The 22,658-nt window shown below is 72.0% G+C and carries 22 protein-coding genes; 8 read left to right on the top strand and 14 right to left on the bottom strand.

The features are described from left to right. Window positions 1-2: 2 nt before the first annotated feature. Complete coding sequence (rimP, locus tag AB0C99_RS35505; protein ID WP_362483958.1) at window positions 3-509, bottom strand: ribosome maturation factor RimP; 507 nt, start codon at window positions 507-509, stop codon at window positions 3-5. A 155-nt stretch (window positions 510-664) separates the two neighbouring features. Between rimP and AB0C99_RS35500 the strand changes: the two genes are divergently transcribed. The 7 genes from AB0C99_RS35500 to AB0C99_RS35470 all read left to right on the top strand — a co-directional run bounded on the left by AB0C99_RS35500 (window position 665) and on the right by AB0C99_RS35470 (window position 5,907). Continuing rightward, window positions 665-1,237, top strand: coding sequence for a hypothetical protein (locus AB0C99_RS35500; RefSeq protein WP_362483956.1), 573 nt, complete (start codon window positions 665-667; stop codon window positions 1,235-1,237). Beyond that, complete coding sequence (locus AB0C99_RS35495) at window positions 1,234-1,650, top strand: ferritin-like domain-containing protein (protein WP_362483954.1); 417 nt, start codon at window positions 1,234-1,236, stop codon at window positions 1,648-1,650. The genes AB0C99_RS35500 and AB0C99_RS35495 overlap by 4 nt, the downstream gene beginning before the upstream one ends. A gap of 41 nt (window positions 1,651-1,691) precedes the next feature. Further along, on the top strand, window positions 1,692-2,576 hold the full coding sequence (locus AB0C99_RS35490; protein WP_362483953.1) for an aminoglycoside phosphotransferase family protein: 885 nt from the start codon (window positions 1,692-1,694) through the stop codon (window positions 2,574-2,576). Between the two features lie 78 nt (window positions 2,577-2,654). Beyond that, window positions 2,655-3,632 (top strand): slipin family protein, encoded by a 978-nt coding sequence (locus AB0C99_RS35485; RefSeq protein WP_362483951.1) that lies wholly within the window; start codon window positions 2,655-2,657, stop codon window positions 3,630-3,632. 77 nt (window positions 3,633-3,709) lie between these two features. Next, complete coding sequence (locus AB0C99_RS35480) at window positions 3,710-4,471, top strand: response regulator transcription factor (protein ID WP_362483949.1); 762 nt, start codon at window positions 3,710-3,712, stop codon at window positions 4,469-4,471. Between the two features lie 171 nt (window positions 4,472-4,642). Further along, window positions 4,643-5,701, top strand: a complete 1,059-nt coding sequence (locus AB0C99_RS35475) for a glycosyltransferase family 2 protein (protein ID WP_362483948.1) — start codon at window positions 4,643-4,645, stop codon at window positions 5,699-5,701. A gap of 17 nt (window positions 5,702-5,718) precedes the next feature. After that, a complete protein-coding gene (locus tag AB0C99_RS35470) occupies window positions 5,719-5,907 on the top strand; it encodes a hypothetical protein (protein WP_362483946.1) in 189 nt (62 codons plus the stop codon). A gap of 60 nt (window positions 5,908-5,967) precedes the next feature. Here the strand turns inward: AB0C99_RS35470 and AB0C99_RS35465 are convergent, their stop codons facing one another. The 11 genes from AB0C99_RS35465 to AB0C99_RS35415 all read right to left on the bottom strand — a co-directional run bounded on the left by AB0C99_RS35465 (window position 5,968) and on the right by AB0C99_RS35415 (window position 20,016). Continuing rightward, window positions 5,968-7,671, bottom strand: coding sequence for a proline--tRNA ligase (locus tag AB0C99_RS35465; RefSeq protein WP_362483944.1), 1,704 nt, complete (start codon window positions 7,669-7,671; stop codon window positions 5,968-5,970). Window positions 7,672-7,740: 69 nt separating this feature from the next. Then, entirely contained in the window at window positions 7,741-8,286 is a 546-nt protein-coding gene (locus tag AB0C99_RS35460) for a GNAT family N-acetyltransferase (RefSeq protein WP_362483942.1), read from the bottom strand. A gap of 42 nt (window positions 8,287-8,328) precedes the next feature. Continuing rightward, a complete protein-coding gene (locus tag AB0C99_RS35455; RefSeq protein ID WP_362483940.1) occupies window positions 8,329-9,174 on the bottom strand; it encodes a GNAT family N-acetyltransferase in 846 nt (281 codons plus the stop codon). Between the two features lie 131 nt (window positions 9,175-9,305). After that, window positions 9,306-10,463: a flavodoxin-dependent (E)-4-hydroxy-3-methylbut-2-enyl-diphosphate synthase gene (ispG, locus tag AB0C99_RS35450; protein WP_362483939.1), complete on the bottom strand. Its 1,158-nt coding sequence runs from the start codon at window positions 10,461-10,463 to the stop codon at window positions 9,306-9,308. A gap of 103 nt (window positions 10,464-10,566) precedes the next feature. Further along, window positions 10,567-11,871, bottom strand: a complete 1,305-nt coding sequence (locus AB0C99_RS35445; RefSeq protein ID WP_362483937.1) for a site-2 protease family protein — start codon at window positions 11,869-11,871, stop codon at window positions 10,567-10,569. Beyond that, on the bottom strand, window positions 11,868-13,118 hold the full coding sequence (dxr, locus tag AB0C99_RS35440) for a 1-deoxy-D-xylulose-5-phosphate reductoisomerase (RefSeq protein ID WP_362483936.1): 1,251 nt from the start codon (window positions 13,116-13,118) through the stop codon (window positions 11,868-11,870). The genes AB0C99_RS35445 and dxr overlap by 4 nt, the downstream gene beginning before the upstream one ends. Window positions 13,119-13,152: 34 nt before the next feature. Beyond that, window positions 13,153-14,400 carry a 3-phosphoshikimate 1-carboxyvinyltransferase gene (gene aroA, locus AB0C99_RS35435; protein ID WP_362483934.1) on the bottom strand — a complete coding sequence of 416 codons (1,248 nt, stop codon included), beginning with the start codon at window positions 14,398-14,400 and terminating at the stop codon, window positions 13,153-13,155. A gap of 95 nt (window positions 14,401-14,495) precedes the next feature. Further along, window positions 14,496-16,424, bottom strand: a complete 1,929-nt coding sequence (locus AB0C99_RS35430; protein ID WP_362483932.1) for an acyl-CoA dehydrogenase family protein — start codon at window positions 16,422-16,424, stop codon at window positions 14,496-14,498. Between the two features lie 179 nt (window positions 16,425-16,603). Continuing rightward, entirely contained in the window at window positions 16,604-18,049 is a 1,446-nt protein-coding gene (locus AB0C99_RS35425; RefSeq protein ID WP_362483930.1) for an aldehyde dehydrogenase family protein, read from the bottom strand. A gap of 129 nt (window positions 18,050-18,178) precedes the next feature. Further along, the gene (locus tag AB0C99_RS35420) at window positions 18,179-19,606 is read right to left on the bottom strand and encodes a hypothetical protein (RefSeq protein ID WP_362483928.1); all 1,428 of its coding nucleotides are present in this window, start codon (window positions 19,604-19,606) and stop codon (window positions 18,179-18,181) included. 2 nt (window positions 19,607-19,608) lie between these two features. Next, window positions 19,609-20,016 carry a hypothetical protein gene (locus AB0C99_RS35415; protein ID WP_362483926.1) on the bottom strand — a complete coding sequence of 136 codons (408 nt, stop codon included), beginning with the start codon at window positions 20,014-20,016 and terminating at the stop codon, window positions 19,609-19,611. A 127-nt stretch (window positions 20,017-20,143) separates the two neighbouring features. On the opposite strand from AB0C99_RS35415, the gene AB0C99_RS35410 reads away from it, so the two are divergent. After that, window positions 20,144-20,440 carry a hypothetical protein gene (locus AB0C99_RS35410; RefSeq protein WP_362483925.1) on the top strand — a complete coding sequence of 99 codons (297 nt, stop codon included), beginning with the start codon at window positions 20,144-20,146 and terminating at the stop codon, window positions 20,438-20,440. Between the two features lie 278 nt (window positions 20,441-20,718). On the opposite strand, the gene AB0C99_RS35405 is transcribed toward AB0C99_RS35410, so the two are convergent. After that, window positions 20,719-22,119 (bottom strand): protein rep, encoded by a 1,401-nt coding sequence (locus AB0C99_RS35405; RefSeq protein ID WP_362483923.1) that lies wholly within the window; start codon window positions 22,117-22,119, stop codon window positions 20,719-20,721. Window positions 22,120-22,251: 132 nt separating this feature from the next. Further along, entirely contained in the window at window positions 22,252-22,566 is a 315-nt protein-coding gene (locus AB0C99_RS35400) for a hypothetical protein (protein ID WP_362483921.1), read from the bottom strand. Window positions 22,567-22,658: the final 92 nt, after the last annotated feature.

Genomic DNA, 22,658 nt, shown 5'->3' with positions numbered 1-22,658 from the left:
GGCTACGCCTCCTCTTCCTTCTTGTCCTTGCGGTTGAACTCGATCTCGACACGCGCCTTCGCAATCTCGGCGAACTCCACCCGGCGGGCGGTGGCCTTGCGGCCCTTCACGCCCGGCACCTCGGTGTCCAGACCGTCCTCGTCCACGGCGAGGATCCGGGTGACCAGCTCGCCGTCCCCCGCCTCGGCGGTCAGCTGGAGCTTCACCAGGCGGCCGACGGCGCGCACGTAGTGGCGGTGCTGGGTCAGGGGGCGGTCGGCGCCCGGGGAGCTGACTTCGAGGACGTACTCGCCGTCGCCCATCACGTCGGACTCGTCGAGCTTCTCGGAGATGACGCGGCTCAGCTCGGCACAGGCGTCGAGCTCGACGCCCTCCTCGGAATCGACGATGACCCTCAGCAGTCCGCGGCGGCCGGCCCGGGACACCTCGATCTCCTCGAGGTCGAGGTCCTTCGCGTGAACGAGCGGTTCCAGAAGACCGCGCAGCCGTTCGCTCTGGGTGGTGCTCATCCGGGTGACTCCTCGGCCGCGTGTGCTGTTGTGGGTTGTCGCGTGTCAGATCAAAGGGTATCCGGTCCAGAAGGGTGTTGCCGTCCACCGGGCCCGGCCCCGCGGGTACGCTCGCCTGCGGTGATCTTCGAATACCTGAGCGTGAGGGAGAAGGCGTGACAGGCATCGGAAGGCGCGCGCTCCTGGCCGCGGGCGCGGCCGGCGGCGCGGTGGCGCTCGCCGGCTGCAGCTCCCCCGGCGGCACGCGCCCGGAGCCCCCGAGCGCCGCCGAGCGCGCCGCGCGCGCCGAGGCCGTGCTGCGGGCCCGCTCCGCCGCGACCGGCCGCACCCTGCTCGCCCGCTACGACGCGGTGCTCGCCGCGCACCCCGCGCTCGGCGGCCGGCTGGCACCGCTGCGGGCCTCGGTCGCGGCCCATGTCGCGGCCCTCGGCGAGGGCGCGACGACCCCCGGGACCCCGGGGAGCCCGGGGTCCGCGAGCCCGGCCCCGTCGGCCACGCGCGCCGCGGGCACCACCGCCCCCGCCGCCCCGCGCTCCCCCGCGCCCGCCCCCGTACCCGCCGACCCGGCGGCGGCGCTCACCGAACTGGCCGCCGCCGAACGGGCGACCGCCGACACCCACACGGCGACGCTGCGGACGGCGCCGCCCGAGTACGCCCGGCTGCTGGCCTCCGTCGCCGCCGCCGGGGCCGCCCACGCCTATCTGCTGACCGAAGGGGCCCGGGGATGACCGCGCTCGACGCGGCCCAGGCCGCGCTCGCCGCCGAGCACGCCGCCGTCTACGGGTACGGGGTCGTCGGCGCCCGCGTCGGCGAGGCCCGGCGCGCCGAGGCCACCGCCGCCCACCAGGCCCACCGGGCCCGCCGGGACGCGCTCCGGCGCACCGTCCGCGACCTCGGCGGCGAGCCGGTCGCCGCCGCCGCGGGCTACGCGCTGCCGTTCACCGTGCCGGACCCGGCCGCGGCGGTGCGCCTGGCCGCCGTCCTGGAGGACCGGGTCGCCGGGGTCTACTCCGATCTGGTGCGCTCCGCCGAGGGCCCGCTGCGCGGCGAGGCGGCGGCGGCGCTGCGGGAGGCGGCGGTCCGGGCGGTGCGCTGGCGCGGCAGCGACGTAACCTTTCCAGGGCTCGCCGAACGGGCGTAGAAGGCGCCCGCCACCGAGGAAACGAAGGAAACAAGGCACGTATGGGTTTCGAACCGCCGCAGCGACTGGTGCGGGCGCTCGGCGAGACGTACGGGGAGGCCGCCGCGGCCGAGTGGCTCGGGGAGCTCCCCGAGCTGACCCGGGAGGCGCTGGCGGGCGCCGGTCTGGCCGCCGAACGGGTGATGGCCCCCGGCGGTCGCAGCAGCCTCGTCGTGCTCGTCCCCGGCGCCGCCCTCAAGCTGGCGCCCGCCGCCGCCCGCCCGGACCTGGAGCGGGCCGCGCTCGCGCACTGGAACGGCTGGGGCGCCGTGCGCCTGCTGGGCGGCGCGGACGGCGACGGGCTGCTCCTGGAGCGGCTGCACCCGGAGGTCTCGCTGCGCTCGTTGCCGGAGGCCAAGGCGCTCCTGGAGGCCGCCGGGACCGTCCGGCGGCTGTGGGTCGAGCCGCCCGCGGGCCACGGCTTCGAGTCGGTGGCCGAGCGGACCGGGCGGCAGGCGCTGGCAATGGCCGCGCACCGCTCCGACGAAGAAACGGGCCCGCTGGTGGCGGCGGCGCTGGCGGCCCGCGAGGAGCTGCTCGCGGGCGAGGCGGAGACCCTGCTGCTGCACGGCTGCTTCCGGCAGGGCAAGGTCCTCGCGGGCGACCGGGCGCCCTGGCTGGCCGTCGGCCCCGAGCCGCTGGTCGGCGAGCGGGCCTACGACCTGGCGCGGCTGGTGCGGGACCGGGTCGAGGACCTGGTGGCCGCCTCCTCGGGCGCCTCGGCGGCCCGGCGGCGGGTGAACAAGCTGGCCGACGCGCTGGACCTGGACCGGGAGCGGCTGCGCGGCTGGACGCTCTTCCGGGCGGTCGAGTCGGCGGCCCGGGCGCTCGACGCGGGACGCCCGGCGGACGCGGAGCTGCTGCTGGAGTTCGCGGGCTGGCTGTGAGTTCGCGGGGCGGCGGCGCGTTCGCGGGCGGCCGGTAGGGGAATACCCTTCTTGTAACCCTTTGTCAGGGAGCCCGTCATGATCCAAGAGCTGTTGATGGCGGCCGTGGGGGCGGGGGCGGCGGTCGCGGTGTACGCGGGGGCCGCGGCGCGCGTGGTCAAGCAGTACGAGCGCGGGGTGGTGTTCCGCTTCGGGCGGCTCGTCGACCGGGAGCGCCAGCCCGGATTCCAGATGATCGTTCCGCTGGTCGACCGGATGCACAAGGTCAACATGCAGATCGTCACGATGCCGGTGCCGGCCCAGGAGGGCATCACCCGGGACAACGTGACCGTGCGGGTCGACGCGGTCGTCTACTTCAAGGTCGTGGACGCGGCCGAGGCGCTGGTGCGGGTGGAGGACTACAAGTTCGCCGTCTCCCAGATGGCGCAGACCTCACTGCGGTCGATCATCGGCAAGAGCGACCTGGACGACCTGCTGTCCAACCGGGAGAAGCTCAACCAGGGCCTGGAGCTGATGCTCGACAGCCCGGCGATGGGCTGGGGCGTCGCGATCGACCGGGTCGAGATCAAGGACGTGTCGCTGCCCGAGACGATGAAGCGCTCGATGGCCCGGCAGGCGGAGGCGGACCGGGAGCGGCGCGCGCGGGTGATCAACGCGGACGCGGAGCTCCAGGCGTCGAAGAAGCTGGCCGAGGCGGCGCGCCAGATGGAGGACACGCCGTCCGCGCTCCAGCTCCGGCTGCTGCAGACGGTGATGGCCGTGTCGGCGGAGAAGAACTCGACCCTGGTGCTGCCGATCCCGGTCGAACTGCTGCGCTTCCTGGAGCGCGCGGGCGGCGGACCGGAGCAGCCCGCCGAGCGGCCCGCGGAACGGTCAGCGGACCGCCCCGCCGTGGAGCCGCCGCCCGCCCCGGCGCCGCCGCCCCTGTCCGACGCGTACCTCAAGGGCGTGGCGGACGCGGCGGAGGGTGTCGAGGACCTGACGGGCGCCTCCGTGGAGCCGGCGCCGCGGGAGGACAGGGGGGACAGGGGGGACAGGGGGGACGAGGAGGGCTGAGGCCCCCCCGCACCGCGCGGGACGGCGCCACGTGCCGGGACGGGCCACTCACCCTAATGTGTCCTCATATGGCGCACTTGTCCGATCCCCCGCCGCCCGCCCGCCGGCCGCTCATCCTGTTCGCCCTGACCGACCCCCGGGTCATGGCCGAGGTCGGCGGGATGCTGCGCGTCGAGGGCTACGAGGTGGTGCACGCGCCCGACGCCGACGCCACCCGCCGCGCGCTGCGGGAACGCGCCCCCCAGGGCCTGGTGCTCAGCACCCTGCTGCCCGGCTGCGACCCCTGGCGGCTCCTCGTCGAACTCCGCGCGGGCGACCGGCTGCTGCCCATCGTCATGGCCGCCCCCGTCTACATCGAGGACGACGCCACCCGCGCGTACCGCCTCGGCGCGGACGACTACATCACGTACGCCCTCTCCCGCGCCCAGGGGATGCCCCGGATCGCCGCCCGATTCCGGCGCCTGCTGCGCCCCGCGAGCCGGTCCGGCACCGGACCGGCGCCCGCGCCCGGACCGGGCCCCGCGGGGGCCGCCCCGGCCGCTCCCGGGCAGCGGATCGTGGTGGACCCCGCCACCCGGACCGCCCGCGCCGACGGCACCACGCTCGACCTGACCGCGCTGGAGTTCGACCTGCTCGCCGCGTTCGTGACCCGCCCCGAGCGGGTGCTGAGCCGCGGGCAGCTCCTGCGGGAGGTCTGGGGCGACGACGAGAACGCCGACGCGCGCCGGGTGAAGTACGCGGTGCTGCGGCTGCGCCACAAGATCGCCGAAGCGACCGGCGGCCGGACCGGCATCGCCACCGTCCGCGGCGTCGGCTACCGCTACCGCCCCCCGGCCTGACCGCCCCCGGCCGGCCGGGTGGAAGGTCCCGAACCGCCCGCCGAAGGTCCCGGAGCCCCCGGGAGCACCCCCGCCGCACCCTCCGCGCACCCGTGCCGCAACCTCGCCGCGAGACCGTCGACGTGTCGGCCGCGCACCGGACGGGCCGGCCGGGAGCGGACGGAGGGCACGATGACGGAACTGGTAGCGGTGATCCCCGCGCACAACGAGCAGCACGGCATCACCGCCACCCTCGGCGGGCTGCACCGGCAGTCCGTGCGGCCCGACCGGATCATCGTCGTCGCCGACAACTGCACCGACCACACCGCCGAGGTCGCCGAGCGCGTCGGCGCCGAGGTCCACGTCACCACCGGCAACCGCGACAAGAAGGCGGGCGCCCTCAACCAGGCCCTGCCCGCCGTCCTCGACGGACTCCCCGAGGACGCCCTCGTCCTCGTCCAGGACGCCGACACGGTGCTCAACCCCCGGTTCGTCCGCTGCGCCGTCGACGCCCTGGACGAGGACGGGGCCGTCGGCGCCGTCGGCGGCGTCTTCTACGGCGAGGAGGGCGGCGGGCTCCTCGGCCTGCTCCAGCGCATGGAGTACGAGCGGTACGCCCTGGAGATCCACCGCAAGGGCAACGAGGCCGTCGTCCTCACCGGCACCGGCACCGTCTTCCGCGCCCGCGTGCTGCGCGAGGTCCGCGACGCCCGCCGGGCCGGCCGGATCGGCGGCGGGGACTCCTACTACAGCCTCGCCTCGCTCACCGAGGACGACGAGATCACCAAGGCCGTCAAGACCCTCGGCCACCGCACCGTCTCCCCCGACGGCTGCTGGCTCGTCACCGAGGTCATGCCGACCCTGCCCAAGCTCTGGCACCAGCGGATGCGCTGGCAGCGCGGCGCCTTGGAGAACCTGCGCGACTACGGCCTGACCAAGGTCACCCTGCCGTACTTCGGGCAGCAGATCATGCTCGGCCTCGGCGCCCTGGCGCTGGCGCTGTTCGGCCTCTTCACCGTGCTCGTCCTGACCACCGTCGGCTGGCAGGGCTTCTCGCTGTTCTGGGGCGCGATCACGCTGGTCTTCGTCCTGGAACGCACCCTCACCGTGCGCCGGCAGGGCCGCCGGGCCGTGCTGCTGGCCCTGCCGCTCGTCCCGGAGCTCCTCTACGACGTGTTCCGGCAGCTCGTCTTCGTCCGGTCCCTGGTCGACCTCGTCCTGCGCCGCAAGGAGCGCTGGGTCGCCACCTGATCCGAAAGGAACCCACCATGTACGGGAAACCCATCGAAGCCAGCGCCGTGGGCGGCACGGGCGCGACCCTCGCCGCCACCGGGGCGGGGCTGAGCCCGCTCGCCGTGCTCGGCCTCATCGTGGCCGCCACGACCTTGATCGCCGCCGGGCTCGCGATGCGCAGCCTGGTCCCGATCGTCCGCGGCGACCGGCCCGACCGGGACTGAACGCGCGTGTGCCCCCTCCCGGCGCCCGAAGGCGCCGGGAGGGGGCACACGCGCCTGCCGTCAGGCGGAGAGGCGGGCGATCGCCTCGTCGACCGGGAGCTCCTCGCGCTCGCCGGTGCGGCGGTCCTTCAGCTCCACGACGCCCTCGGCGGCGCGCCGGCCGGCGACCAGGATCTTCGGGACGCCCATCAGCTCGGCGTCCGTGAACTTCACGCCCGGGGAGACGCCCGCGCGGTCGTCGACCAGGACCCGCAGGCCCGCGGCGGACAGCTTCTCGGAGACCTCCAGGGCCAGCTCGATCTGCTGCGCCTTGCCGGCGGCGACGACGTGGACGTCGGCCGGGGCGATCTCGGCGGGCCAGCACAGGCCCTTCTCGTCGGCGGTCTGCTCGGCCAGGGCCGCGACCGCGCGGGAGACGCCGACGCCGTACGAGCCCATGGTCACGCGGACGGGCTTGCCGTTCTGGCCGAGGACGTCCAGCTTGAGCGCGTCCGCGTACTTGCGGCCGAGCTGGAAGATGTGGCCGATCTCGATCGCGCGGTCCAGCTTGAGGCCGGTGCCGCACTTCGGGCACGGGTCGCCGTCCTGGACGACGACGACGTCGACGTACGTCTCGACCTCGAAGTCCCGGCCCGCGACGACGTTCTTGGTGTGGACACCCGGCTTGTTGGCGCCGGTGATCCATGCCGTGCCCGGCGCGACGCGCGGGTCGGCGAGGTACGTGACCTTCTCCAGGCCCTGCGGACCCACGTAGCCGCGGACCAGGTCGGGGCGCTCGGCGAAGTCCTCCTCGGTCACCAGCTCGACCGTGGCGGCCGGGCCGAAGTGCGCCTCGACCTTGTCCATGTCGACCTCGCGGTCGCCCGGGACACCGATGGCGACGATCTCGCCGTCGACCTTCACCAGCAGGTTCTTGAGCGTGGCGGAGGCCGGCACGCCCAGCGAGGCGGCCAGCGTCTCGATGGTCGGCGTGTCGGGGGTCGGGATCTCCTCGGCGGCGGGCACTCCGGTGGCGTCGACCGGCTTCACGGCCTGGTAGACGGCCTCGGTGTTGGCGGCGAAGTCGCAGTTCGGGCAGTCGGCGAAGGTGTCCTCGCCGGCCTCGGCCGGGGCCAGGAACTCCTCGGACTTCGAGCCGCCCATCGCGCCCGCGGTGGCGGCGCAGATGCGGTAGTCGAGGCCCAGGCGCTCGAAGATGCGCTGGTACGCCTGGCGGTGCAGGCCGTACGAGTGCGCCAGGCCCTCGTCCTCGGTGTCGAAGGAGTACGAGTCCTTCATCAGGAACTCGCGGCCCCGCAGGATGCCGGCGCGGGGGCGGGCCTCGTCGCGGAACTTCGTCTGGATCTGGTACAGGATGACCGGCAGGTCCTTGTAGGAGGACGCCTGGTCCTTCACCAGGAGGGTGAAGATCTCCTCGTGGGTCGGGCCGAGGAGGTAGTCGCCGCCCTTGCGGTCCTGGAGGCGGAACAGCTCGGCGCCGTACTCCTCCCAGCGGCCGGTGGCCTCGTAGGGCTCACGGGGCAGCAGGGCCGGCAGGGAGACCTCCTGGGCGCCGATGGCGTCCATCTCCTCGCGCACCACGCGCTCGACGTTGGCGAGGACCTTCTTGCCCAGCGGCAGCCAGCTCCAGATGCCGGCGGCGGTACGGCGCACGTAGCCGGCGCGGACCAGCAGCTTGTGGCTGAGGACCTCGGCGTCCGCCGGGTCGTCGCGCAGCGTCTTCGCCATCAACTTCGACATGCGCTGGACCTGTGCCTTGGCCATGGTTCTCGTACTCCTGCCGGATATGGGTGATGGCTAGGAGGTTAGCCGGGCGGGGGCGGGTCGGAGAAATCAGTTCCCGCGTCGGAGCGGCAGCGGGGCGCCCATCACGGCGTACGGGCGGGGCGCGCTCGGGAAGTGCACCTGGCGCGCCAGGTCGAGGTAGCCGAGGGAGGCGTACAGGCCGCGGGCGGGGCTGTCGGTGTCGATGGCCGACAGGATGGAGCGGGGCAGGTCGGAGCCGTCGGTGACGGTGGTGATCAGCGCGCGGCCGACGCCGCGGCCCTGGAAGGCCGGGTCGACGTGCAGCTCGGTGATGACGAAGGAGTCCGTCAGCCAGCCCTCGCTGCCGGTGGCGCGCAGATAGGGCTCGACGATGGTGGACCACCAGTGGCCCCGGTCGTTGGGCATCCCGTACACGAAGCCGACCAGGCGCCCGTCGGGGGTGGTCGCGCCGTACGCGCGGGCGCCGGGGTTGAGCAGGTGGCGCAGCACGATGTGGCGGCGCACGGCGATCTCGTCGGCCTCCAGCCCGAAGGCGCGGGCCTGCACGTCGAGCGCCTCGTCCACGCGCGCGGCGAGATTGACGGGCCCGATCTCGACCTTCGTGTCATCCATGCGCCGCACCCTACAAGCCGTACGGGGGCTTCCGAACCCGCTTCAGAACAGCACGCTCATGAAGGCGCCGACCTCGTCGAAGCCGACCCTGCGGTACGCGGCCCTGGCGGGGGTGTTGTAGTCGTTCACGTACAGGCTGACGAGGGGCGCGACGTCGGCGAGGGCGTACTGGAGGACGGCGGCCATGCCGGTCTCGGACAGGCCCCGGCCGCGGTGCTCGGGGGCGACCCAGACGCCCTGGATCTGGCATGCCTGGCGGGTGGCGGCGCCGATCTCGGCCTTGAAGACGACCTTGCCGTCCTCGATGCGGGCGAAGGCGCGGCCGGAGCCGACGAGCTCGGCGACCCGGGCCTGGTAGAGCAGCCCGCCGTCGTTGGCCATCGGGGAGACGCCGACCTCCTCGGTGAACATGGCCACGCAGGCGGGCATGAGCACCTCCATCTCGTCCTTGCGGACCCGGCGGACCAGCGGGTCGGGGGCGACGGTGACGGAGGGGGCGTCGGCGACCATCAGCGGCTGGTGGGCGCGGATGTCGCGGGCGGGGCCCCAGCCGGGCTCCAGGAGCTCCCAGAGCTGGGCGGTGGGCCCGGCGGGGCCGACGATCGAGGAGCAGCGGCGGCCGACCCGGCGGGCCCGCTCGGCGAAGGCGCGGACGGCCTCGGGGGTGGCGCAGAGGGGGACCAGGTTGGCGCCGGAGTAGCAGAGCGAGCGCAGCCGCCCGTCGGCGTACCAGCCCCACATCTCGCCGCCCAGGCGCCAGGGGTCGAGCCCGGCGACCTGGACGCGGGCGGTCACGAAGGCGTTCTCGACGGGGGCGCTGTCGAGGACGGCGAGCGCGGCGCCGAGGTCGGCGGGTTCGAGGACCCGGGTGGAATTCTGCGTCAACACGAGGGGGCCTCACCGTGCGGTTTCTGCTGGTCTCCGCACTTTACCCCTGTCCCCCGCCGCCCGGGGCGCGCGAAGCCCCTCCGTCCCGGGAGGGGCGGAGGGGCTTCGGGAGCGGCTGTGGGGCGCGGGGGTCAGACGCCGATGGCGACGGTCGGCTCGCCGCTGGCGACGCCGTCCTTCTCCATCTGCTCGGCGATCTTGAGGGCCTCCTCGATGAGGGTCTCGACGATCTTCGACTCGGGGACGGTCTTGATGACCTCGCCCTTGACGAAGATCTGGCCCTTGCCGTTGCCGGAGGCGACGCCCAGGTCGGCCTCGCGGGCCTCGCCGGGGCCGTTGACGACGCAGCCCATGACGGCGACGCGCAGCGGCACCTCCATGCCCTCCAGGCCGGCGGTGACCTCCTCGGCCAGCTTGTAGACGTCGACCTGGGCGCGTCCGCAGGACGGGCAGGAGACGATCTCCAGGCGGCGCGGCTTGAGGTTCAGCGACTCCAGGATCTGGTTGCCGACCTTGACCTCCTCGACCGGCGGGGCCGAGAGGGAGACGCGGATGGTGTCGCCGATGCCCTCGGAGAGCAGCGCGCCGAAGGCGACGGCGGACTTGATGGTGCCCTGGAAGGCGGGGCCCGCCTCGGTGACGCCGAGGTGCAGCGGGTAGTCGCAGGCGGCGGCGAGCTGGCGGTAGGCGTTGACCATGACGACCGGGTCGTTGTGCTTGACCGAGATCTTGATGTCGCCGAAGCCGTGCTCCTCGAAGAGGGACGCCTCCCAGAGGGCGGACTCGACGAGCGCCTCGGGGGTGGCCTTGCCGTACTTGGCGAGCAGCCTCGCGTCGAGCGAGCCGGCGTTGACGCCGATGCGGATCGGCGTGCGGGTCTCGGAGGCCGCCTTGGCGATCTCCTTGACCTTGTCGTCGAACTGCTTGATGTTGCCCGGGTTGACGCGGACCGCGGCGCAGCCGGCGTCGATCGCGGCGAACACGTACTTCGGCTGGAAGTGGATGTCGGCGATGACCGGGATCTGCGACTTCTTCGCGATGGTCGCGAGGGCGTCGGCGTCGTCCTGGGTCGGGCAGGCCACGCGGACGATCTGGCAGCCGGAGGCGGTGAGCTCGGCGATCTGCTGGAGCGTGGCGCCGATGTCCGAGGTGCGGGTGGTGGTCATCGACTGCACGGACACGGGGGCGTCGCCGCCGACGGCCACCGATCCGACCTGGATCTGGCGGCTCTTGCGCCGCTCAGCGAGCTTGGCCGGGACGGAAGGCATTCCGAGAGAGATGGCGGTCATCAGCTGTACAACCCCAAGGTGTGGTTCATCGGGCTCAGGTCTTCGAGATTACCGCCCCGCGGGCGGGCGGCCGGACACCGTACGGAATCCGGCCGCTGGCGGCTCAGGTCAGCTTCACCGGATTGACGATGTCGGCGACGAGGACGAGCAGGGTGAAGCAGACGAACACGCCCGCCACCACGTAGGCCGCCGGCATCAGCTTGGCGACGTCGAACGGGCCCGGGTCGGGGCGCTTGAAGATCCGCGCGGTGTTGCGGCGGATCGACTCCCACAGGGCGCCGGCGATGTGGCCGCCGTCGAGCGGGAGCAGCGGGAGCATGTTGAACAGGAACAGCGACACGTTGAACATGACCAGCAGGTTCATGAACCAGACGAGGATCGTCTGCGGGGGCGCCTCCAGGGTCATCAGCTCGCCGCTGATGCGGGCGGCGCCGACGACGCCGACCGGGGAGTCCTGGGCGCGCTCGCCGCCGCCGAAGGCCGCGTCGGCCAGGGCGGGGATCTTGCCGGGCAGCGCGATCACGGACTCGACGCCGGCCTGGAGCTGGTCGGACATGCGGGTGACGGACTGGCCGAAGGTGAGCGGGGTGACCTCGGTCTTGGAGGCGAAGCCCAGGTAGCCGGCGGGGACGGTCTGGAGCGGCTGGACGACCCGGCCGTCGGCGTCCTTCTTGTAGACCTCGTTCTTGATGAGCGTGGGGTGGAGGTCGAGCCGCTGGTCGCCGCGCTGGACGGTGATGGTGGCGGGGCCGATGGTGTCGCGGATGTGGTCGGAGAGGGTGTTCCAGTCCTCGACCGGGGTGCCGTTGAAGGCGACGATCTTGTCGCCCTGGCGCAGTCCGGCGGCGTACGCGGGCGAGACCGGGTCGCCGGTCTGGCACGCCTCGCGCTTGGTGGACTGCGGGATGACGCACTTCTGGACGCCGGCGACCTTGGTGGTCTGGGCCTCGAAGCCGATGGCCATGGCGCTGCCGAAGAACAGCAGCACGGCGAGGACCAGGTTCATGAAGGGTCCGGCGAACATCACGATGACGCGCTTCCACGGCTTGCGCGTGTAGAAGAGGCGGTCCTCGTCGCCGGGCTGGAGCTCCTCGAAGGACGCCTCGCGGGCGTCCTCGATCATGGAGCGCCATGGGGAGGTCGAGCGGGCCTCGATCTTCCCGTCCTTGCCGGGCGGGAACATGCCGATCATGCGGATGTAGCCGCCCGCGGGGATCGCCTTGATGCCGTACTCGGTCTCGCCCTTCTTGCGCGACCAGACGGTGGGGCCGAAGCCGACCATGTACTGGGGCACGCGGATGCCGAAGAGCTTGGCCGTGGAGAGGTGGCCGAGCTCGTGCCAGGCGATGGAGACGAGCAGGCCGAAGGCGAACAGCACCAGGCCGAGTACGTACAGGAAAACGGTCATGCGCGCGCCTCCGCGATTGCCTTCGCCGCGAGTTCCCGGGCCCGGGCCCTGGCCCAGGTCTCCGCTTCAAGGACGTCGGACACCGTGAGCGGGGTTCCCCGGTCGGGGGTGCCGTGCTCGGTGACGACTCGGGTGACCGTATCCATGATTCCGTTGAACGGCAGCCTTCCGGCGAGGAAGGCGTCCACGCACTCCTCGTTGGCGGCGTTGAAGACGGCGGGGGCGGTGCCGCCGAGCTCGCCGACGTGGCGGGCCAGGTTCACCGAGGGGAACGCCTCGTTGTCGAGGGGGAAGAACTCCCAGGTGGACGCCTTGGTCCAGTCGAAGGCGGGGGCCGCGTCGGGGACCCGCTCGGGCCAGCCGATGCCGATCGCGATGGGGCCGCCCATGTCCGGTGGGGTGGCCTGGGCGAGCGTGGAGCCGTCCGTGAACTCGACCATCGAGTGGACGTACGACTGGGGGTGGACGACGACCTCGATGCGGTCGAACGGGATGTCGTAGAGCAGGTGGGCCTCGATGACCTCCAGGCCCTTGTTGACCAGGGTCGCGCTGTTGACCGTGATCACCGGGCCCATCGCCCAGGTCGGGTGGGCCAGCGCGTCCTCGCGGGTCACGCCCTCCAGCTCGGCGCGGGTCCGGCCGCGGAAGGGGCCGCCGGAGGCGGTGACGACCAGCTTGCGGACGTCGTCGCGGGTGCCGGCGGCCAGCGCCTGGAAGAGGGCCGCGTGCTCGGAGTCGACCGGGATGATCTGGCCCGGCTTCGCCAGCGCCTTCACCAGGGGGCCGCCGACGATCAGCGACTCCTTGTTGGCGAGCGCCAGGGTCCGGCCGGCCTCCAGGGCGGCCAGCGTGGGCGCCAGGCCGATGGAGCCGGTGATGCCGTTGAGCACCGTGTGGCACGGCGAGGCGGCGAGCCGGGTGGCCGCGTCGGGCCCGGCCAGCAGCTCGGGCAGCGGCTCGGAGCCGTACAGCGCCTTCAGCGCCTCGCGCAGCTCGGGCAGCGCCTCCTCGCGGGCCACCGCGACCGCGCCGGCCCGGAGCCGGAACGCCTGCTCGGCGAGCAGCCCGATCCGGCCGCCGGACGCGGCGAGGGCGGTGACCCGGAACCGGTCGGGGTTGCGCAGGACCAGGTCGATGGCCTGGGTGCCGATGGACCCGGTGGAGCCGAGCACGACGATGTCGCGGCGTCCGGTGGACACGTCGAAGGCGATGTGCGGGTCGGCGAGAGGAGAGGGGCGGTCGCTCATGCCCCCCATTCTTGCCGCAAAGACTGTGCGCTCCTCACAGCCCCCGGGCGAACGCCTCGAAAACGGTGTGGAAGTCCGGGAACGTCTTGCGTACGCAGCCGGGGTCGTCGAACGTGACGCCGGGCGTGCGCAGTGCGGCGACCGCGAACGACATGACGATCCGGTGGTCGCCGTGGGTGGCGATCTCGACGGGCCCGGCGGGGGTGCCGGGGCGGATCTCGATCCAGTCGGGTCCGGTGTCGACGGTGACGCCGAGGGCGCGCAGGTTGTCGGCGCAGGCGTCGAGGCGGTCGCACTCCTTGACCCGGGTGTTGGCGACGTCCTCGATGCGGACCGGGCCGTCGGCGAAGGGGGCGATCGCGGCCAGGGTCGGCATGGTGTCCGAGATGTCCCGCATGTTGACGGTGAGGCCGCGCAGCGGGCCCGTGTTGCGGACGGTGGTGCGGTCCTCCGCGACCGTCACCTCGGCGCCCATCCGGCGCAGCACGTCGACGAAGCCGAGGTCGCCCTGGAGGGCGCCGGTGCCGAGCCCGGGGACGGTGACCTCGGCGCCGGGGGTGAGGGCGGCGGCGGCGAAGAAGTAGCTGGAGGTGGAGGCGTCGGGCTCGATGGCGTAGGTGGTGGCCTGGTAGCCGGTGGGGGCGACGGTGTAGGTGCGGCCCTCGGGGCCGTCCTCGCGGGCGATCTCGGCGCCGAAGGCCCGCATCATCGCGAGCGTGATCTCCACGTACGGCTCGGAGACCAGGTCCGTGACGGTGATCGCGAGCCCGTCGGCGGTGAGCGGGCCGAGCATCAGCAGGGCGGTCAGGTACTGGGAGGACTGCCCGGCGTCGAGCCGGAGCGCGCCGCCCTTGATGCCGCGGCCGGTGACGGTGAGCGGGTGGTGCCCCTCGCGCTCGCCGTGCGCGAGCTCCACGCCGAGCTCCCGCAGGGCGGTGGTCAGCGGGCCGAGCGGGCGGCGGCGCATCTGGGGCGAGGCGTCGAAGCGGAAGGTGCCGTGGCCGGCGGCGGCGAGGGCGGGCAGGAAGCGGGCGGTGGTGGCGCCGTCGCGGCAGTACACGTCGGCCTCCGCCACGCCGGGGCCGGCGGGCCGCCCCTCGATGTGCCAGGCGCCGGGCTCCTGCCGGACGGCGTAGCCGAGGGCCTTCAGCCCCTCGGCGAAGCCCTCCGTGTCGTCGGAGCGCAGCGGCCGCAGCAGCGTGGTGGTGCCCTCGGCCGCCGCGGCGAGGAAGAGCGCGCGGGCGGTGACGGACTTGGAACCGGGGATGTCTATGACGGTCACGGCCCCCAGTCTGCCGTGGCGGGCGGACGGGGGGCGGACCGTTTCGGCCAGTGGACGACGGGCTTCCGCGCGGGGCGGGAGCGTGACGACAGGCCCTAGGGGATCTTGCGGTGCACGTTCTCCTCGGCCGACGGACCCGGCGTGGCGTCGGCGATCCAGGGCCCGTCGTCGCTCGGGTCGAGGATGCCCTCCTCCAGCCAGGTGTACGAGCCGGCCAGGACGCCGTCGACGACCCTGCCGTCGAGGTCGTCGGTGTTGGCCCAGAGTCGGCCGAAAAGCTCGTCCACGCGCAGCCGCGCCTGCCGGCAGAACGCGTCGGCGAGCTGGTGCGCCTCGCGCCCGTGGTCCGTGGTGGTCCGCAGCAGCTCGGCCCGCACGCAGACCGCGCTCATCGCGAAGAGCTCGGCGCCGATGTCGACGATCCGGCCGAGGAACGCCTGCTTGAGCTCCATCTTCCCCTGCCACCGCGACATGGCGTAGAAGGTCGAGCGGGCCAGCTTGCGGGAGGTCCGCTCGACGAACCTGAGGTGCGTCGCGAGCCCGCCGAACTCCCCGTACGCCCCCGGCAGCTGCCCCGGCCCGGCGACCAGCTTCGGCAGCCAGCGGGCGTAGAAGCCGCCCGCGCGGGCGCCCGCCCTCGCCTTGTCGCCCGCGCTCTTGTCGGGGTCGATGATGTCGCCGGCGACCGCCAGGTGCGCGTCGACGGCCTCGCGGGCGATCAGCAGGTGCATGATCTCGGTCGAGCCCTCGAAGATCCGGTTGATCCGCAGGTCGCGCAGGAGCTGCTCGGCGGGCACCGCGCGCTCGCCCCGGGCGGCCAGCGAGGCGGCCGTCTCGTACCCCCGGCCGCCGCGGATCTGGACCAGCTCGTCGGCCATCAGCCAGGCCATCTCGGAGCCGTACAGCTTCGCCAGGGCGGCCTCGATGCGGATGTCGTTGCGGTCCTCGTCGGCCAGCTGCGAGGCCAGGTCCACGACCGCCTCCAGGGCGAAGGCGGTGGCGGCGAGGAAGGAGATCTTCGTCCCGACGGCCTCGTGCCGGGCGACCGGCTTGCCCCACTGCTCCCGCTCCGCGGCCCACTCGCGGGCGATCTTCAGGCACCACTTGCCGGCGCCCGCGCAGGCGGCGGGCAGCGAGAGCCGCCCGGTGTTCAGCGTCGTCAGGGCGATCTTCAGCCCGGCGCCCTCCGGCCCGATCCGGTTCGCCGCCGGGACCCGCACCCGGTGGAAGCGGGTGACGCCGTTCTCCAGCCCGCGCAGCCCCATGAACGCGTTGCGGTGCTCCACGGTGATGCCGGGCGAGTCCGCCTCGACGACGAAGGCGGTGATGCCGCCCTTGCGGCCCTCGGCGGCGGGCACCCGGGCCATCACGACGAGGAGGTCGGCGACGACGCCGTTGGTCGTCCACAGCTTCACGCCGTCGAGGACGTACGTGTCGTCCCCCTCGGGCACGGCGGTGGTGGCGAGCCGCGCCGGATCGGAGCCGACGTCGGGCTCGGTGAGCAGGAAGGCGGAGATCGCGTCCCGGGCCAGCCGGGGCAGGAAGGCGTCCTTCTGCTCCTGGGTCCCGAACAGTTTCAGCGGCTGCGGCACGCCGATCGACTGGTGGGCGGAGAGCAGCGCGCCGAGCGCGGGACTGACCGAGCCGACCAGGGCGAGCGCCCGGTTGTAGTACAGCTGGGTGAGACCGAGACCGCCGTACTTGGGGTCGATCTTCATGCCGAGCGCGCCGAGCTCCTTGAGCCCGGTCACCGTCTCGTCGGGGATCCGGGCCTCGCGCTCGATGCGGGCGCCGTCCACGCGGGTCGCGCAGAACTCCCGCAGCTTGGCCAGGAACGCCTCGCCGCGCCGGACGTCCTCGTCGGCGGGGAGCGGGTGCGGATGGATCAGGTCGAGGCGGAAGCGCCCCAGGAAGAGCTCCTTGGCGAAGCTCGGCTTGTGCCAGTCCTGCTGGCGCGCGGCCTCGGCGACCTGCCGTGCCTCGCGCTCGGTGACCTTGGGCGGGCGCTGGGTGGGTGCGGACATGAGGAGCTCACCTCGCCGCTCGTCGGGGGCCTTGAGTGGCTGTCTGTCCGTCGTACCCGATATCGGCGGGTTCGGAAAGACGGCCGGACCGTACGGGCGCACCTCGGCGGCGGAACGGGGACGGCCGGAGCCCCCGCACAGTGGGCTCCGGCCGTCGGTCCGTGACGCGTACGTTCGGGTTACAGCGCCAGGCCCGTGAGGACCAGGACCCGCTCGTACGTGTAGTCGTCCATCGCGTACTTGACGCCCTCGCGGCCGACGCCGGAGCGCTTGGCGCCGCCGTACGGCATCTGGTCGGCACGGTAGGACGGGACGTCGCCGACGATCACGCCGCCGACCTCCAGGGCGCGGTGGGCGCGGAAGGCGGCCTGCAGGTCGTGGGTGAAGACACCCGCCTGCAGACCGAAGTCCGAGTCGTTGACCGCGGCGAACGCCTCGGCCTCGCCGTCCACCTTGGCGATGGTCAGGACCGGGCCGAAGACCTCGGCGCGGGCCAGGGTGACGTCGGCCGGCAGCTCGGTGAGGACGGTCGGGGCGTAGGTCGCGCCCTCGCGCTTGCCGCCCGCGAGCAGCTTCGCGCCGGCCGCGACGGCCTCGTCCACCCACGCCTCGACGCGCTTCGCGGCGTTCTCGTCGACGAGCGGGCCGACATCGGTGGCGTCGTCCGCCGGGTCACCGGTGACCTGCGCCTCGACGGCGGCGACGATCTTCGGGACCAGGCGCTCGTAGACGGAGGCGTCGGCGATCACGCGCTGCACGGAGATGCAGGACTGGCCGCCCTGGTAGTTGGAGAAGGTGGCGATACGGGTCGCCGCCCAGTCCAGGTCGGCCTCGGAGGACCAGTCGGGCAGCACGACGGCGGCGGCGTTGCCGCCGAGCTCCAGGGTGCAGTGCTTGTGCGGCACGGACTCCTGGATGGCGTAGCCGACGGTGTCGGAGCCGGTGAAGGAGATGACCGGGAGGCGCTCGTCCTTGACCAGGGCGGGCATCCGGTCGTTCGGCACGGTCAGGATCGACCAGGAGCCGGCCGGCAGGTCGGTCTCGGCCAGGATCTCGCCCAGGATCAGGGAGGAGATCGGCGTCGACGGAGCCGGCTTGAGGATGATCGGGGCGCCGACGGCGATGGCCGGGGCGACCTTGTGGGCGCTCAGGTTCAGCGGGAAGTTGAACGGCGCGATGCCGAGCACGACACCCTTGGGGATGCGGCGGGTCAGCGCGAGCCGCCCCACGCCGCCGGCCTCGGTGTCGAGGCGGGTGGCCTCGCCGCCGTTGAAGCGACGGGCCTCCTCTGCCGCGAAGCGGAACACCGACACGGCACGGCCGACCTCGCCGCGCGCCCACTTGATCGGCTTGCCGTTCTCGGCGGAGATCAGCTGGGCGATCTCCTCGGTGCGCTCGGCGAGCCGCTTCGACACGTGGTCGAGGGCGGCGGCGCGCACGTGCGCCGGGGTGGCGGCGAACTCGTCGACGACGGCGTGCGCGGCGGCGACGGCCTCCTCGACCTGGGCCTCGGTGGGCACGCTGACCTTGCCGACCAGACGCCCGTCGAAGGAGTTCGTGACGTCGAAGGTGGCCTCGCCGGTGGCCTCGCGGCCGGCGAGCCAGAAGGCGTGGGTGGTCGTCATTGCGTCCCGGCCCTTTCCGTATCGGGGGTGCGAGCGATCGCTCTCGGGACACGTTAGGGCCGAGGGGCCGCAGGTGGGCTTGTCCGTGACGGAGTGGTGGCCGAGGGATCCTGTCCGCTTTGGCGGTCATCAGCTTGCCTTCCGACGGCGGGCGGGCTTCTTCTGGAGCGGGACGGAAGTGCCGGCGGATTCATCCGCCTGCACGGTCGAGGCGTCAACGACGGTCGGGGCAGCCGCGGGGATGACGTCGCGGCGGTGCTGCCAGGTCGAGGCGATGAAGCCGGGGAGCTGGTCTTCGTCCAGGTCGCCAACGCGGACTCGGTCGTACTGGCCACCCAGGCCGGGGACGCCGGTGACGACACAGACGCCGACGTTGCTCTCCTTGTCGACCAGCTTCGACGGGTCGTTGGGCTCGTCCTTGCGGATGCCTGAGCCCAGGGCCGCCTCTGCCGCGTCGATGGTGAACGTCGGGAAGCAGACGCCGACCTCAAGGTTGTCTCGGACGGCGGTCGGGATGGCGTCGCCGGTCTGCTTCTGCGTGCCGAAGATGCCGATCACGCCGAGCCCGCGACCCTCCTTGCTGATGGTCTGCATCATGCGCTGGTTGGACTCGATGACCTGCTTGTCCTTGCCGGTCAAGCCCTTGGTGTCGGCGTAGTTGTGGCACTCGTCCATGAGCACCAGGACCAGCGGGTTGATCTCGGTCGGGCCGTGCTTCCAGAACTTGTGCGTGCCACGTTCTTCCACGAGGGAGGCCGGGCGGTCCTTGAGCAGGCGGACCAGTTCGGTCAAGCGCTGGTTGGCGGTCTCCGGGTTGTCGCCGACGACGAACATGGCCCGGCTGCCGACCTCTCCCCAGTCGCCGTATCGGGCGTCGGAGGTCTTGCCGTCGAAGATGGCGAACTGGACGTTGGCGCGGTTGGCGAGCGAGGCCATCCAGGCGAGCATGAGCATCGTCTTGCCGTAGCCAGGGAGGCCCGCGACCTTGATTCCGCTCAACTGCCGCAAGGGGATGCCGACTTGGCGCATCCAGGGGTTGTGACCCATCGGGAGGACCCAGTCGTCTTCGGCGGGCCAGGCGTACGGCTGGTGGTCGTCGAGCGGGTTGCCGACGATGCCCCGGACCTCCACGAGTCCGGCCTTGAGTCGACGGACTTCCACGGTCTGGCAGTCCCAAGCGTCCGCGAGCCATCCGCCGGCCTTTTCGACTTCCTCGACGCCGACCTTCGGGATCGTCTTGATGACGGCCCGGATGCCCCACGGCTCCGGGAAGACGCGGATCTTCGGGACGACCGTGACGGGCTTGGCGGTCTTGCCCTGCCAGTCCTTGCGGCCCTTGGTGTTCTCGTCCACGCGGGCCAAGCCGATGTTGGGAGCGAGGCGACGCCAGCGGCGGGAGACGGCCCAGGCGTGGCGCATCCGGAGCCGCTGGAGCGGGGTTGCCCGGATGTACCGGTAGGTGGCGAGGAAGAGGCGAGCCGCCCCCCAGGCCGCCAGCACCACGAGGGCGAGGACGGCGACCAGGGGAGCGAGGCTCAGAGAGTCGGTGGCGGACACGTTCAGCCTTCCTGCGAGGCGGACTTGCGGGAGGTCGGGACGGCGGAGGTGGAGCGGATCTCGTCGGCCTGGTACCAGGCGGTTCCGCCGACGACCTTGTCGTTGCCGTTGCGGTCGGTCCGCTTCTCGGCCGGGGTGACGCCGACGCGGAAACCGACCAGCTCGACCGGCTGCGGCATGTTCTGGAGGGCGTCGCCGGGGTTCGAGTGCGAGAGGACACCGACCTTGAGGATCTCGTTTTCGGTCCGGCCGAACTGGGTGAACGAGGCGACGACCTGCACCTCCCACTTGGGGGTGCCGTCCTTGGCGGTGTCCTGCTGCTGGGTGCCGAACTGCATCTTCGGGGAGCAGCTGAGGAACATGACCATGGAGAAGGTGCGGGCCTGGTCGACGTGGAAGATGGCGGGCATGGATGTCTCCTGACGTTTCGTCATCTGCGGATGTGATGACTACGGGCTGTGCTGGGCTCTACGATGAGCCGAGCAGACAGGATCTGTCAACCGAGTATTCGCATCGTTCCATCCCGGAGGACGCATCATGACCCGACGCAAGGCCGACGTTTTCAGGTCTGACCTGCAACGACAGTTCCAGTCGATCTCAGAGCTTTGCAGCTACCTCGGACATGCCGACGCGGCGATGTTCGATGACCCGACCGAGTGGCATCGGAACCTGATCCGGGCCCTTGCCGATCTCTCGAAGGCGGCCGAGACGGCGGAGACGGCGTTGACGATCAACGCGGTCAAGACGAAGGCACTGACCCCGACCGAGGTTTCACGAGCCGCGAGGATCACGAGGAATGCCGTCTACAAAAGGGTTGCTGCCGAGGACAAGTGACGACGCGTTAAGGCCCCCGTCGAATTCGGCGGGGGCCTTTTCGTTGTTCCCGGCGGGGGCCGGAGCAGCCGCCGCAGGCGGTCGCGTTTTTTGTGGTTCCGGGCCGAGGAAGTCTTTACCGAAAGCTGATCAGCGGGGCCCCTCCGGGAGCAAGAAAAGGGGCCGAGTGCCTGCTTCGCACGGTGAGGGCAACTAGCCCTCTCCATTGGTACAAGTGTAATGGCCCCTTTTCATGCTCCCGCCCCGCAGATCACCTTTCGGCAAACACTTCCCCAACCCTAAGCGGTCTTGCTTTCTGACGGTCCGTCAGGGGTTTCTGACGGGTCATCAGGAGTGATTCTCTTGACTGCCCAGATTTGGTGTGCCGTGAGGAGCTTGACGAGTGCCGGGAATCCGCCCCGTTCGACGGCTTCGAGAACTCGGGCTTCGAGGCCGTGAGCGACGACCATCTTCCAAGCGGACTCCGCCAGCTCGGCCACTTCCCCGCCGGCCACTTCCTCGGCCGCCAACTCTTCCTCGGTCTTCTCCTCGATGCCGAGCCGGGCCTTGAGCTTGGGAGACCAGCGAAGCCAGGACTTGCCCTTGGTCGCTTGCTCGTACTCGACCCAGAGATCAACGACCGCAGCGTCACCAGTCGCGGCCAGGTACTCGATCATCTCGAAGGGCGTCAGACTGCCGAGCCTGCCTTTCTTGAGATCACCGCGAGCAACCTCGTTTCCGATGTGCCGTCCGGAGTCCTGAGCCTTGGCGATGTATTCCCCGGCACCTTCGGCGGTCATGACCTTGTCCCACTTCACCCCGTGAGTCTTGTCGGCGGGGAATCCGTGCTTCTTGGTCCACTCCATCCAGAGCCGTTGCCAACGGGCCATCATGTACGTGAGTTGCATTACGTCGGGCTCCGAGTCGAAGCAAACGATCACATGAAGGTGAGGATGCCAACCGTTCTTGCCGTAAGTGATTTCCCGCGAATTGATGGTGCCGATTTTCCCGGTGAGCTTCTTTTCCCGGACGGCGATCTTGCCGTTTCCGAGTCGGCGGAATGCGTCGTTGAGAGCGTCGAGGAGTTCGGCCAGCGCGTGCCCTTTCGCGTGCCGGACGGTGAAGGTGACCATCCAGGCCGAGCCGCCCGACATGATCAGCGAGGCGACCCCGACCGCAATCTCATTGGCCCGCTTGGCGCGGATCTTGGCCGAGCAGACCGGGCACAGCCAGCCGTTCGCGCAGACGCAGACCCCCGACGTGTAGGCGACCCCGTCCCGAAGGTGGATCTTGACCCGGTCAGCCTTGCCGTCTCGGCCCTGAGCCATGACCCGTCCGCAGGCCGAGAGCCGCTTGACCGTCGTGATCGACCAGATGACGCGACGGGCTTCGAACCGGCGGCGGCGGCGGCAACACGGATCGGTGCCCTTCCCGCATTCGTGCTGGTCAGACCCGGTTTTCCCCGCCAGGGGTGAAACAAAGTCCGTAGTAGTACCAAGGGGGGCGTCCGCCAGGCCGCCAGAGGCGGCCCGGCGCCCCCTCAAGGCTCCGCCACGGGGGCGCCGGGAGACCTGGCGGCCACCAGTGGCCCGGAGGTCCTGTGCGGCCTGTGCTCCATCCAGCGAGACGACCGGGGGCACGTCATCATGCGGAGGGGCTACCTGTGGTGCCGAGCCCTCGCCGTGCTCTACCGTGGTCATGAGACGTTCTCCGTTCGCGTTCCAGGTGGCGGAGGAAGAGGCCCGGACCGTCGCGAGCGGTTCCGGGCCTCCGTCGTTCCGTGTGATCCTGTCCTTGGTGGCCGCCCGGCGTGATACGAACACGCCGGGCGGTCACTTCGGCTTTTGCGGCCCCATCAGGCTCTTGATGACGAGCCAGCCGAGGGCGCACGAGATGGCCCCGATGCCGACCGCGACGGCGACGATGGCGACGGCCAGGAGGACGGCGACGACCAGGGCCCCGGCCCCGCCAGCCGCGACGAGCTGTCCGGCGTGCTGGCGGAGCCAGGAGGGCGCGGGGGCGGCCTGCTGGACGATGACGTACGGGGCGGGCTGCTGGAGGCTCTGAGGGACGCTCAGGGCCTGTCCGGGGCCGACGTAGATGGGCGTCGGCGTGTAGACCTGCTGGGGGCTGTACGGGTCGCTCATCAGCTTGCCTTCCGACGGCGGGCGGGCTTCTTCTGGAGCGGGACGGAAGTGCCGGCGGATTCATCCGCCTGCACGGTCGAGGCGTCAACGAC

Source organism: Streptomyces sp. NPDC048659 (assembly GCF_040650575.1).
Lineage (GTDB): Bacteria > Actinomycetota > Actinomycetes > Streptomycetales > Streptomycetaceae > Streptomyces.
Note: the sequence above shows the minus strand (reverse complement) of the source record. Positions and strands in the feature narration are given on the sequence as shown.